10 protein-coding genes are annotated in these 12,565 nt (G+C 53.6%); 2 read left to right on the forward strand and 8 right to left on the reverse strand.

The genetic code is table 11. From position 1 onward, the window contains the following. Positions 1-3: 3 nt before the first annotated feature. Genes lpxB through SYNC_RS10190 form a run of 7 tightly spaced genes read right to left on the reverse strand, consistent with a single transcriptional unit; the run spans position 4 to position 7,422 of the window. Entirely contained in the window at positions 4-1,188 is a 1,185-nt protein-coding gene (gene lpxB / locus SYNC_RS10160; protein WP_041426672.1) for a lipid-A-disaccharide synthase, read from the reverse strand. After that, entirely contained in the window at positions 1,188-2,039 is an 852-nt protein-coding gene (lpxA, locus tag SYNC_RS10165; protein WP_041427082.1) for an acyl-ACP--UDP-N-acetylglucosamine O-acyltransferase, read from the reverse strand. The genes lpxB and lpxA overlap by 1 nt, the downstream gene beginning before the upstream one ends. Positions 2,040-2,044: 5 nt before the next feature. After that, on the reverse strand, positions 2,045-2,473 hold the full coding sequence (fabZ, locus tag SYNC_RS10170) for a 3-hydroxyacyl-ACP dehydratase FabZ (protein ID WP_041427083.1): 429 nt from the start codon (positions 2,471-2,473) through the stop codon (positions 2,045-2,047). Between the two features lie 41 nt (positions 2,474-2,514). Continuing rightward, positions 2,515-3,369, reverse strand: a complete 855-nt coding sequence (gene lpxC / locus SYNC_RS10175) for a UDP-3-O-acyl-N-acetylglucosamine deacetylase (protein ID WP_041426673.1) — start codon at positions 3,367-3,369, stop codon at positions 2,515-2,517. After that, the gene (locus tag SYNC_RS10180) at positions 3,369-5,639 is read right to left on the reverse strand and encodes a BamA/TamA family outer membrane protein (RefSeq protein WP_041426674.1); all 2,271 of its coding nucleotides are present in this window, start codon (positions 5,637-5,639) and stop codon (positions 3,369-3,371) included. The genes lpxC and SYNC_RS10180 overlap by 1 nt, the downstream gene beginning before the upstream one ends. Positions 5,640-5,686: 47 nt before the next feature. Then, a complete protein-coding gene (gene purC / locus SYNC_RS10185; protein ID WP_011620126.1) occupies positions 5,687-6,439 on the reverse strand; it encodes a phosphoribosylaminoimidazolesuccinocarboxamide synthase in 753 nt (250 codons plus the stop codon). Beyond that, a complete protein-coding gene (locus SYNC_RS10190) occupies positions 6,436-7,422 on the reverse strand; it encodes a hypothetical protein (protein ID WP_011620127.1) in 987 nt (328 codons plus the stop codon). The genes purC and SYNC_RS10190 overlap by 4 nt, the downstream gene beginning before the upstream one ends. A gap of 102 nt (positions 7,423-7,524) precedes the next feature. Here SYNC_RS10190 and purD point away from each other — a divergent pair, with 102 nt between their 5' ends. Both purD and SYNC_RS10200 read left to right on the forward strand, forming a co-directional pair. Then, entirely contained in the window at positions 7,525-8,862 is a 1,338-nt protein-coding gene (gene purD, locus SYNC_RS10195; protein WP_011620128.1) for a phosphoribosylamine--glycine ligase, read from the forward strand. 13 nt (positions 8,863-8,875) lie between these two features. After that, positions 8,876-10,957 (forward strand): ATP-binding protein, encoded by a 2,082-nt coding sequence (locus SYNC_RS10200; protein ID WP_011620129.1) that lies wholly within the window; start codon positions 8,876-8,878, stop codon positions 10,955-10,957. Between the two features lie 47 nt (positions 10,958-11,004). On the opposite strand, the gene kaiC is transcribed toward SYNC_RS10200, so the two are convergent. Beyond that, positions 11,005-12,540 carry a circadian clock protein KaiC gene (gene kaiC / locus SYNC_RS10205; protein ID WP_011620130.1) on the reverse strand — a complete coding sequence of 512 codons (1,536 nt, stop codon included), beginning with the start codon at positions 12,538-12,540 and terminating at the stop codon, positions 11,005-11,007. Positions 12,541-12,565: the final 25 nt, after the last annotated feature.

Genomic DNA, 12,565 nt, shown 5'->3' on the forward strand with positions numbered 1-12,565 from the left:
AGCTCAAGAGGGCTGTTTGATCTGGTCAAGGATGGCTTCCGCAGCACGGTCGGTCACACCCGGTTCACCAAGGGTGTCACGCAAGCGCTGATACCCATCCAAAACCCTTTGCCGAACCGATTGGTTCTCCAACAGCGGAATGGCCAATGCCACCAGCTGTTCGGCGTTGAAATCCTCCTGCAACAGCTCCGGCACCAGTCGCTCTTTCAGCAGAAGATTGACCGGCGAAATGTGATCCACGTGAAAGCGGAGAATTCTTCGTGCCACCCAAGCGGTGACACGGCTGACGCGATAGCCAACCACTTGCGGTACACCCTGCAAAGCCAATTCCAAATTCACGGTGCCCGATTTACCAAGTGCCAAATCGGCCGCTGCAAACAGGTTGGGCTTCATGGCATCCGCCTGGTCGGCGGGGATGACGGTCCCGCGAACCCCCGCTTGATCCAGAGCATGTTGCAATGGCTCCTCAAAGCGCTCCAATCCGGCAGGCACGATCACATTCAGAGATGGGTCACGCGCTTGAAGGGTGGCGGCAGCCTGCACCAATTCGGGCATGAGATATCGCAGTTCCTGAGGCCGCGATGCAGGCATCAAGAGCAAGAGAGCTCCTTCCGAGGGCAAACCCAACGCACGCCGAGCAGCCTGGCGATCGGATGAAACCGGAACCATATCGAGAAGGGGATGCCCCACCCAGGTGACCTCAGCGCCTCGACCGGAATAAAACTCAGCTTCTTCAGGGAAAATCGCCAGGATGCGATCTGTGAACTGCAGCAAACTTTTGGTGCCTCCTTCCCCAATGCGCCAAGCCCATTCCTGGGGGGCGATGTAATAAGTGATTGGCACATCCGGGAGACGGCCTCTGAGACTGTGGCCCAAGCGCACGTTGGCGCCCATGTAATCGATTAACACCACCCCATCGGGTGGGCGCTCTTTCAACACCCGATCCACCCTGGCTTGCAATCGAATCGTGGGAACCACCAAAGGAAGGGCTTCCCACAAACCAATCGCTCCCATCGGAGATGTATCGGCCAGCAACTCAGCTCCGGCTGACTGCATCCGCTCACCCCCCAGAGCGAGAACTTCTAAATCGAGTCCACGACGCTTCGCTACACGCCAAAGAGCCTGAATTAGCAGGCTTCCCTGCAAATCTCCTGACACCTCGCCGGTGCTGATGAGCAGACGCACCATCAGCGACTAGATGGGGGAGGCATGGGGCCCCGTCGACCTTTCGACAAGGAACCCTCCAAAAACGTGCAGAGATGATTCGCGGCAGGCAGCAAAGCCTGCTGCCTCGCAAGGTTTAAGCCGTCAGCAATGACGTAATCGGAGCGATAAAGCAACGACCAAATGTCCTGAAGCTGTTTGAATTCCTGGCCCCCCTCGAGGCGGTGCAGGCCCTGGCGCCTCAAGCCCACACGATTGAGGCCCCGGACCCTGCCTGGATGACCTTCCACGAGACAGTAAGGAGGAACATCACGATCCACACGGGTCATGCCGCCAACCATGGCCATGCCACCGATGTGGACGAATTGGTGAATTCCTAAACAACCACCAATCACAGCCCGATCTTCAATCAGCACGTGGCCTGCTACTTGGATGCCATTCGACATCACAATGTTGTTTCCAAGCAAACAGTTATGCCCAAGGTGGCAATAAGCCATGAGCAAGTTGTTGTCACCGATCCGAGTTTGCTCTCCTTCATCAGTGGCACGATTGATCGTGACGCATTCACGAATGGTGTTGTGATCACCAATCACAACCTCAGTCGGAGCACCTTTGTATTTCAAATCCTGAGGTTCTTGCCCCAAACAAGCACCGGGGTAAATGCGATTGTGCGCACCAATTCGCAGCAGACCATCGAGCACCACGTGAGGACCGATCCAGGTGTTAGCCCCAATGCTCACCTCAGGGCCTATCACGGCTCCAGGACCGATCACAACGCCATGGGCGAGTTCTGCTCTGGGATCAACCACCGCCATCGGATGGACCTGGGCAGGGCGATCGTCCGTGATCACTGATGTGGAGAGCTCCTCACTCATCACGATCAATCCACCAGAGAAAACATCAGCTCACCGGAACAGACAAGCTGTCCATCCACCGTGGCCTCCGCTTTCACTTTGCCAAAACGCTTGCGTTTCAGGCTGAGCAACTCGCACGTAATCCTTAACTGATCCCCTGGAACCACCGGCCGACGAAAACGAACTCCATCAATTCCGGCGAACACGAACAGGCCCTTTGGGAGATCTGGCATCTGAGTCACAATCAACCCACCCACCTGAGCCATCGCTTCCACAATCAAAACCCCTGGCATCAGAGGTCGACCAGGGAAATGTCCCTGGAACTGTGGCTCATTAAAGGTGACGTTCTTGAGCGCAACAGCGCGTTCGCCTGGAACGTGCTCCAGCACACGATCCACCAAGGCAAATGGATAACGATGCGGCAGCAAACCCATGATCTGCTCGGCATTCAGCACCGCTGTTGGAGGGTCGTTAGAGGCAAGAACGGTCAAGTGGCTCAGCGTTGAGGAACGAGTTGATCGGCAAGTGCCGCGGCCAATTCAGTATGAAGGCCGTGAGATCCGCGATAGACCAGCACTTGGGCTTGAGGGAAACCCACGAGAGCCAGATCTCCGATTAAGTCCAAGATCTTATGGCGCACTGGTTCATCTTGGAAACGCAGCGGGGGATTCACCCAGGAATCTCCATCACAAACGAGCGCGTTATCTAAGGCGCCGCCACGAATGAGACCAGAGGAGCGGAGTTGTTCCACTTGCTCGCGAAACCCAAAGGTCCGAGCAGGGGCAATCTCATCAATAAACGTCTGAGGAGAGAGCTCTAGGGCTAATTGCTGACGACCAATCGCTTCCTGAGGAAAGTCAATCACGCCTACCAGCGTGAAACGATCAGCAGGCGTCGCAACGATGGCGCTACTTCCGCGATAAAAAGCCAGCGGTTCAGAGAGCACCAAGGGGGGACGACGTGGTGTCGACGCTGTCGTCAACCCAGCTTCAGCGATCGCCTCCACCCAACCCAAAGCGGAACCGTCGAGAAGCGGTATTTCCGTACCCGATACCTGAAGTTCAACATGGGAAACCCCGCAGCCAGCAACAGCAGCGAGCAAATGTTCCACCGTAGAAAGCTGTCTCTCGCCGAAATCGAGGGTGGTACACAACTGGCTGTCGCGCACCTGTGAAGGATCGAGACGTACGGGGGCTGAGGTTTGATCAAGCCAACGCACATAGAAACCTTCCTGCTCGGAGGGGACAAGGGTGACTTGACATTGCTGTCCGCTATGTAAACCAATCCCTGAGCGCGACACACTGGATGCCAACGTCCAAGGCCTGTTGTAATCAGCAGGCCAAGACATCATTAGAACTTCCAGCCAACACCCAAATTGAATCGCCACTCACCAGTGAAATCCTGACTGGCAACCTCTAGACGCAGAGGGCCGACTGGCGTTGTCACAATCACACCGGTACCGATGGAGAAGCCTGATCCTGGCTTTTTGAGCAATTTGCCAGGCTTCCCCGGAACATTGTTCTGGGACCCAAAATCAGTACCGGCGTCAACAAATAATTCTCCTGCAAATATACTAATAAGCGGGAATCTGTATTCCAAAGTTGCTTCGCCATAGCTTCGCCCAACCGCCAAGTCACAATCAAACCAACCACGAACCGAATTAGAACCTCCCAGACAAAAGGCTTCATAGGGAGGAAGATCACCAACAATCGAACCTGCCTTAATTTGGAGTCCGATCGACTGCGGGCAATTCAGTTTCTCGCCGGGCTTAGGCCGACAACCCTTAGCAATCTTCAACCAGTTAACTGGAAAAAATTGAGTGTAACTAGCCTTGACTCTATTAAAAGTTGGAGAATCCTCTCCAACAGACAAAAATTGCTCGGTTCCGAAACTAAAGAAATTTCCGGACGTAGGGTTCCGCGGATCGTTTAACGAGTTATACGTTGCAGCAAGACGCAATCCAGCAAGATTGTTCTCAGTTGCGCAATTATAAGCAATGCAAATTATATTCTCGTTAGGGATATCATTTTTGTCGCGCTTATTAGGCGTAGCAAAAATACGGGAACTACCCTCAAAATTAATCGGCCTAACATTTTGAACATTCATCCCGACAAGGATCTGCCAGGGAGCATTTTTGTAGGGATCTCCACCATTTAGTGGACGAGCGAAGATAACATTACCTCCAACCCTCTGCAGGACTACAGTATCTCCCTCGTAGTCAAACCAACTGTCCTCAGGGAAAAGCTTTGTAGCATCATCAACATTATCAAATTTACGGCCGGCAGGATTCCTTGTGTTATTAATTTCGTAAGCCTGAGAAGAATTATTATCCTCATAATCAGTGACTGTAACGATGTCACCCTTATCCTGACTTTGAAAAACCTGAGGAACTTCTCGGCTCAGAAAAATAGAAGTGCGGAAGGAAGTGCGGTGTGAATCTCCCTTGATCCACGGGTCAGTGAACGTAAAATTAGCAAGACCTCCAAATTGACCGTATGTCAGGTTGAGCGCAATATTCCATGCTCTACCGAAAAGATTACTATCTTGAAGTTGAATTTGACCAAAGACTCCCTGGCTCTGGCTATAGCCCAAGCCGCCAGAAAGAGAACCGGTGGATTGTTCAACGATTCCCAGAACAATATTGACTTCGCCTGGATTTCCCGCAACAGGTTTTAATGTGACTTTGACGTCACTGAATAGCGACGTTCCATAAAGACGTTTGATATCACCCTCAAGTTGGTTGCGATTGAAGGCCTCTCCTGGCTTGATCGAGATTTCTCTCGTAACAACCCATGGTTTAGTTTTTCCTCGAATCGGCTCACCTTTTTCGTCAGTGGTTTCGCCTTCCTTATTGAGGAACTGCACTTCAACGCCAGCGACCGTGCCAATAACAACTTTGAGCTGTACAACTCCATCTGGACTAACTCGCGTTGGACCTGTGACCCTTGCAAGGGCGTACCCCTCGTTTGAATACCACGTCTGAAGTTCTTTCATCCGAAGCTGAAGCTCGGAGAGATTCAGCGTGCGTCCGTAATCGGAACTGAAGGCATCCTCAATGACCTGCGGAGGAATCTCATTGTCTTCAGGCAGCAGCTCAACTTTTGTGAGTACTGGATTGGGAACAACTTGAACCACCAGTTGCACGCCAAGAGGGCCATTAACCGGTTCGATCCGTACATCGGAGAACCAGCCAGTGGCGTAGATCGCCTCCAAATCAACTTTCAGTTCATCCCTAGTAACGCGACTACCAGGGCGAACGGTCATGGCGTCATAAGCAGCCAGTTCCACCCGCTCTTGCTCTGGGTGACCATCGATCCCTTCGATCATCACCTCTGTAATCAGCACTCTGGGCTGCTCAGGGACTTCGTTTTCTGCAGCAACTGGCGCTTCCTGCGCACCTTCAAACTCCTCCACCTCCACAGCTTGAGGTGCAGATTGGGGCTCGTTGGTCTCCCCAGTTAACGCATCTTCGAGCTGGATCTGTTCTTCCGAACTCTGATCAGAGTCAGCCTCAGCTTGTGCTCGAACAGGAAGGGTGGTCAGAAGCGGCAGGGCCAGAGCAAGCCCCACAGCTCCTCGCCGAACGGCGTTCCTGGTTCGGCATGAGGAGGGATTGACCATGAGGTGGTGCGGATATCGGCCGAATTGGCCGGAAATGTCCGGTGACCTTACCTGTAGTTGCGGGGTTTGGGGGTGGCCCCTTGGACCCGTTTGCAGACCTCCCCGTAGGCCTCAATCACTCCGCCAAGGTCTTGACGGAATCGATCCTTGTCCAAAATTCGTTCCTTTTCATCCCGAAGGTTCATGTCCCAAAGGCGGCAGGTGTCTGGGCTGATCTCGTCAGCCACAAGTAATTCACCCGCTTCGTTCCATCCAAGTTCGAGCTTGAAATCCACCAATTGAAGATTGAGAGCAGAGAAGAAAGGAGTCAAAACAGCGTTGACCTGTCTTGCCAACGTCTCGATTTCCTGACGACTTTCCGGACTGACCAAGTCAAGTAAGAACAAGCGCGACTCTGTCAAAAGAGGATCACCAAGATCATCATCCTTGTAATAAAGATCCAGCAGTGCAGGATCCAAGAGAGTGCCTTGAGCAATTGGGGTTTGACGGCAGAGTGATCCTGTGGCCACATTGCGCAGCACTACTTCAATCGGAATCACCTTGACCCGTTGGACCACCATCCAATGATCCGACTCCAACCCGCAGTAATGAGTTGGTATTCCTTCCCGTTCCAGCAATTCGAACAGACACGCCGATATCTGACAATTAAGTCGTCCTTTGTCTTCAAGTTGTGCACGCTTTTGGGCATTAAAAGCAGTGGCATCGTTCTTGAATTCAACCAAAACCTCAGCCTCTTTGTTTGAGGCATAGATGCGTTTGGCCTTGCCCTCATAGAGAAGAGACCCACGGGTGCTGGTCATGGAGTGGCCAATGGATTGGAAGCAGGAGCTTCGGATGAATCCGATTCTCCCAGGGAGGCATGTCCACCGGCAGCTCGAGGGGAGCGGAGCTGGTCCTCAAGGTCTTGCACACGCTGAGGATCCAAATCCGGGGACATCTGTTCCAACTCGAGAAGCGTAAAACGGTCATCAACCCGGCTCGCCAAACGACGCAACCGTTCGCGAGGTCGGTCGGCATCGCCACCCTGCTGCTGCGCCAAACGCAACTGCAGGCGGAGCAAATCTTCAGCCAGCCCCCAGGCTTGCTCAGCTGCAGCTTGATCCAAAGCCGCTTCCAGCAATAGATCACCGCGCTCTGGATCAAGCGGCGCCAGCAACTCAGCAACTTGGCCAAGCCTGCGCGATGCCACAACACCTGGAGTACGACCCGCCAGGAGAACCGTGACGGCCTCCTCGGGCCGGCCGGCTGCTAACTCATGGTTCGCCAGCAGATCAAGAGCTGAACGAGTAAGCGGCAAGCCATCATCCGATTGGCCCACGATCAATTGCTCAGTATCGAGACGCGTGAGATTCCCATTAGCCAAACGACGAAGCGCAAGCACAGCTCGGTCGTGATCGAGGGCAGCACTGGCGGCTTGCCATGACAGCAGCAACCATTCCTTTCGTTGCCTTCCTGGCCCAGGTCCAAATCGACTCAGCACGATCTGGGTGCTATCGGGGGCCTTACAGGCCATCAGCGCCCGGGCATTCGCCATCACAACAGCAAACGGTTGCGGTGAAGGTGCCACCAACATCAAACGGTTGCGCAGCAGACGAAGGCGCTCTTGCAATCCAAAACGATCCGAATCGGCACACGCCGCTGATAACTCGTTAATACCACCTGCTTCAAGGACCGTTTCGAAGGCCTCTGGGGTCATCGGCAAGGCAACAGGTGGCACTGGCACCACCTCCATCGGCGGTGCTGCCGCCAATAAAAACAACAGTGGCAGGGAAGAAAGCCCCATGGGCTGACAGTCGTTCAACAAAGATGGACAGGTCAGGACAACGCTCCGAGCATTGCGCCTGCATTCCAAACCTAGGGGTCACCCCCCGTTACGCACCCGCCCATGTCCATCTCCACCACCCGTCCCCTCTCGCTGCCGCCGTTGCGCAATGTGCTCGTGGTCGGAGGTGGCGGCCGAGAGCAGGCGTTGGCCTGGGCGTTCAGACGTTGTCCAGAGATCGAAGGCATCTGGATCAGCCCAGGAAACGCTGGCACAGGCGATTTGGGAGGCTGTACGCCACTGGCGATCGCAGAATCGGATCACGAAGGCATGGTTGCGGCGTGCAGCGACCACGCCATCGATTTGGTGGTGATCGGTCCAGAAGCCCCCTTAGCCGATGGTCTTGCAGACACGCTTCGAGGACAGGGCTTTGCGGTCTTTGGCCCGAGCGCGGAGGGTGCACAGCTTGAAGCGAGCAAAGCCTGGTCGAAGCAATTAATGCAAGAAGCTGGGATTCCCACTGCTGGGTACTGGACCGTGGCCAATGAGCAGGAGGGGATTGCTCTTCTGCAACAACTGCAACGCCCCTTGGTTGTGAAGGCAGATGGGCTCGCGGCGGGGAAAGGGGTGACCGTGGCGGACACCGTGGAGGAGACTGCAGCCGCCATTCAAGAAGCTTTTCAAGGTCGGTTCGGACAGGCCGGTGAGCGGCTTGTCCTGGAAGAACGCCTAACAGGGCCAGAAGTGTCGGTGTTTGCCCTCTGTGATGGCGAGGACATGGTTCTGCTTCCGCCTGCTCAGGATCACAAACGACTCATGGAGGGGGATCAAGGACCCAATACCGGAGGGATGGGGGCTTATGCACCAGCCCCCCTTCTCGATCACGCGGGTCTCAAACAGGCGCGTGAACTGATCCTGGAACCAACCCTTGCAGCCTTACGTAAGCGAGGAATCATCTACCGAGGGGTCATCTATGCAGGGCTAATGCTCACTGCCGAGGGGCCACAGGTGATCGAATTCAATTGCCGCTTTGGCGATCCGGAGTGCCAAACCCTGATGCCTCTGATGGGGCCTGAACTCGCTCGAGTGCTCCAGGCCTGTGCACTCGGACGTCTTGCAGATGCACCACCGCTCACGCAAGTGAAACTGTGCAGTGCCTGCGTGGTGGCGGCGGCAGCTGGCTATCCCGACAGCCCTCGCAAAGGCGATCCGATTGCGCTTGAGCTCAACCCCGCCCCAACCACCACTGACGCAATTCAGTTATTTCACGCGGGAACGCGACATAGCGCCGAGGGGGTACTGGAGACCTCAGGCGGCCGCGTTTTGGCGATGGTGGCTCAGTCGACGGATTTTGATCAGGCCTTCGCAAAGGCCTACGAAGGACTTTCGCAGATCCGTTACGACGGCATGCAATTCAGGACAGACATTGGCCATCAAGTGCGCGCACCTAAGCTTTATTAAGCATTGATGCACCATGAGTAGCGGTTCGGCACCAGCTTCTGCGAACTCCACTGCATCCTCATGGGCAGGGTCAGTCTCTTCGGATACGGCCCCAGAGCAAGAGGGTCTTTGGAGTGGCATCCGCCTCTGGTGGGCCGAATTCAGCCTTCAGACCAAACTTCTGGCCATCGCCACGCTCGTGGTGAGCCTGATGATGACCAGCATTACCTTTTTCGCGCTCAATGGGATCCAACGCGATGCGGTGATGAATGACACCCGCTACGCCCGCGACTTGGGGCTGCTGCTAGCGGGAAATGTTACCGAGCTAGTGGCAGACGGACATGACCGAGAACTGGCCAATGTGGCCGAACAGTTTTGGCGTTCAAGCCGCAGCCTTCGCTACATCTTTTTTGCTGATCCCGAAGGCGTCGTTTACCTCGGCATTCCCATCAGTGGGAATGACGCCGATACCAGAGGTGACCTACGTCTTAATCGACGTCTTGAACTCCCCAGTGAACTGAGATCGAGGCCTAAAAATCCCCTTGTCCGTCAACATTTGACGCCTGATGGGCAAGTGACCGATGTTTTTGTGCCCTTGATTCAGGAGGGTCGCTACCTCGGTGTTCTCGCCCTCGGGGTGAATCCCAATGACTCGGCTCTTGCGAGTGCCTCGCTCACCCGCGAGGTCACCGTGGCCGTTTTCATCTCGATCTGGGTTCTGGTGATTCTTGGCGCTGTGTTCAATGCATTGACCATTACCCGACCCGTGAAGGAACTGCTACGCGGCGTTCGATCCATTGCTGCTGGTGATTTCCAAGCCCGTATCGGCCTCCCCATAGGGGGAGAACTTGGGGAGTTGTTGGATGGCTTTAATGCGATGGCCTTGCAGCTCCAGGACTACGACGCCGCCAACATTGAAGAGTTGCAGGCTGCCCAGGTAAAGCAGGCCTCTCTGATTGCAACGATGGCGGATGGCGCGGTCTTGCTGGATGAGAAAGGACAAATTGTGTTGGCCAATCCAACGGCTCGACGCTTGTTTCGCTGGGAGGGTCGCAATCTTGAAGGACAGGATTTTCTCAATTCGATTCCAGACTTATTAGCCAACGAGCTCCATGAGCCTCTCGATGGAGTCCTGAATCAAGGCCGTGACAGCAATGAATTACGAAGCAGCATCGGGGAGCCGCCGCGCACCCTGCGTTTCGTGCTCCAAGCCGTACGAGAACCCAGCGGAGAAAACCTGAAAGGGATCGCGGTCACCATGCAAGATCTCACAAGAGAAGTGGAGCTCAACGCGGCCCAAAGCCGCTTCATCAGCAACGTGTCCCATGAACTGCGCACTCCGCTGTTCAACATCAAGAGCTACGTCGAAACCCTGTACGAAATGGGGGATCAACTCAGCGACACAGACAAACAAGAGTTTCTCGGCATTGCCAATGCAGAAACGGATCGACTCACACGACTCGTGAACGATGTCCTCGATCTTTCAAGACTCGAGTCCCATCCCAGCGTTCAGTTTACTGAACTCGATCTCAGGCCTGGCCTAGAGCAAACCCTCCGCAGTTATCAACTGAACGCTTCCGACAAACAAGTGGAGCTAGACCTTGAAGCCTCGATCGATCTACCAGACATTCTTGGCAATTGGGACCTGATCCTCCAGGTGCTGGACAATCTCGTTGGGAATGCTCTCAAGTTCAGCCGAAGCGGGAGCCGCATCGTGATACGCGCTTACGCCTGGCCCGACAGTTGCTGGATGGGGCCTCTTCCAGAGGATTCACTGCAGGCACCGCAATGCGAAATGGTTTCACCTCTTCCAAAACTGCGGGTGGAAGTGAGTGACACAGGTTATGGAATCAGCGAAGACAAACAACAACGCATTTTTGAAAGGTTTTATCGCGTAGAAAATGCGGTCCATACAGAAGTAGGAACTGGTCTTGGTCTCTCCATCGTGAGAGGAATTTTAGAGAAACACAGCAGCGTGATTCGCATGGCAAGCGAACCAGATGTTGGGACAACCTTCTGGTTTGACCTACCTCTTGCTCAATCCGACCAAGACGAAATAAGACTGCAAGCTGAGCGACAAAGTCGATTTGACCAAGAAGAGATCGAACTACTTTGACGCAATTTAGCTCAATTCAACATCATTATCCCAAAGGCTGTTAATCCCTATTCCGGAGATACTCCACGAGCGATACGCGACAATTCGCTACGTTCATCCATCGTCACACGGTGAGGAACACCGCTAATAATCCTCTCAAAATTCGAGAATGAATCTTGAATCTGCGGCCCATTACCCGTGATCAAGAATTCACGAATACCTCGATCATGCCAAGACCCACGCATCTTGAACACATTGATCGCCCTAGCCATCTCACCACGTATCTCAACGTACTGGAGCAATAAAATGGTGTCAGTAATGGTTGAGATATGAGAGTCAGTGATCGAATGACTTCCCATGAATTCTTCGGAAGTATTTGTAAAAAAGCCGGCAATTTCTTCTTGCTTAGCGTATCCAGTCAATGCGATCACAAACTGCCTAAAGGCATTACGGCTTACACCACGCGCTAACGCAGACAACGAGTCAATCGCCATTCGAGTGGGCTTGAATTGACTGATCTCGGTTTTAATAATCTGCAAGTGGTCTTCTAAACCAGTGGACTCCGGATAGGCGCAAATAATCTTAAGAAGGCCATCTTGCTCCATCTGCTCAAAATCAATTCCCCAACTTGTGCCATTACGCATTAATTGAGCACGTGATTCCTCGTAGGCAAACAAGATTGCCCGCTCTTTATTATTGCAAGCATCCTCAATAAATTTCGAAATCAACAACGTCTTGCCTGTACCAGTTGCTCCCGTCGCAAGGATGATTGAATCCTTGAAGTAGCCGCCACCACACATCTCATCGAGCCGCGGCACGCCAGAACTAACGCGCACATTTGATGAGCGCTGAGTAAGCCTCATCGCACCAAGAGGGAAGATGCTGATCCCGTGAGCGCCCATTGTGAAAGGGAACTCACCCTTCATGTGGGTAGTGCCTCTCAACTTGAGAATCTCAACAGTTCGGCGTCGGCGCTCTCCCTCCAGCACATTGCGGAGGATCACAACATTGTCAGAGACAAATTCTTCAACGCCGTAACGTGCGATAGGCCCATATTCATCAATTCTCTCGGTGGTCATCACAGTGGTGACGCCGATCTCCTTCAGACGTGCGATTAGACGGAAGATCTCCCGACGCACAACAAATACCGCGTCGTACTGTTGAAAGACAGCCGTAATGGAATCGATTGCCACCCTTTTGGCTTTGTACTTTCGTATGGCGTAATTAATTCTTTCAATCAGGCCAGACAGATCGAAACTGCCCGCCACGTCCTGACCGTCTGGATCCGGTGAAGCATCAAGAATAAAGAGCTTGTCTTGCTCCACCATCTCCTGCAAGCTCCAACCAAAACTTGCAGCATTACGCAAAATATCGAGAGGCGACTCCTCAAACGTGACAAAAATCCCGGGCTCATCGTAATGAGCAATTCCATTGTGGAGAAAATGCAAGGAAAAAACAGTTTTACCCGTTCCGGACGTTCCGCTAATCAGGGTGCTGCGTCCAATCGGCAAGCCGCCATGGCACACATCATCAAACCCCTCGATTCCTGTCGGAAGCTTCTGGACCTGCATCTGAGGGGAACCGCTTGAGCTAGAAATCTGCATAACTGCAACCTTGCTCCCCAACGTT

The sequence above is a fragment of the Synechococcus sp. CC9311 genome (genome assembly GCF_000014585.1).
In the GTDB taxonomy this organism is placed as follows: Bacteria; Cyanobacteriota; Cyanobacteriia; order PCC-6307; family Cyanobiaceae; genus Synechococcus_C.

What these genes read in the sequence shown, in the direction of transcription:
- lpxB (WP_041426672.1), bottom strand. Translation starts at nt 1,188, where the DNA reads ATGGTGCGTCTGCTCATCAGCACCGGCGAGGTGTCAGGAGATTTGCAG.
- lpxA (WP_041427082.1), bottom strand. Translation starts at nt 2,039, where the DNA reads ATGAGTGAGGAGCTCTCCACATCAGTGATCACGGACGATCGCCCTGCC.
- lpxC (WP_041426673.1), bottom strand. Translation starts at nt 3,369, where the DNA reads ATGATGTCTTGGCCTGCTGATTACAACAGGCCTTGGACGTTGGCATCC.
- SYNC_RS10180 (WP_041426674.1), bottom strand. Translation starts at nt 5,639, where the DNA reads ATGGTCAATCCCTCCTCATGCCGAACCAGGAACGCCGTTCGGCGAGGA.
- purC (WP_011620126.1), bottom strand. Translation starts at nt 6,439, where the DNA reads ATGACCAGCACCCGTGGGTCTCTTCTCTATGAGGGCAAGGCCAAACGC.
- SYNC_RS10190 (WP_011620127.1), bottom strand. Translation starts at nt 7,422, where the DNA reads ATGGGGCTTTCTTCCCTGCCACTGTTGTTTTTATTGGCGGCAGCACCG.
- purD (WP_011620128.1), top strand. Translation starts at nt 7,525, where the DNA reads ATGTCCATCTCCACCACCCGTCCCCTCTCGCTGCCGCCGTTGCGCAAT.
- SYNC_RS10200 (WP_011620129.1), top strand. Translation starts at nt 8,876, where the DNA reads ATGAGTAGCGGTTCGGCACCAGCTTCTGCGAACTCCACTGCATCCTCA.
- kaiC (WP_011620130.1), bottom strand. Translation starts at nt 12,540, where the DNA reads ATGCAGATTTCTAGCTCAAGCGGTTCCCCTCAGATGCAGGTCCAGAAG.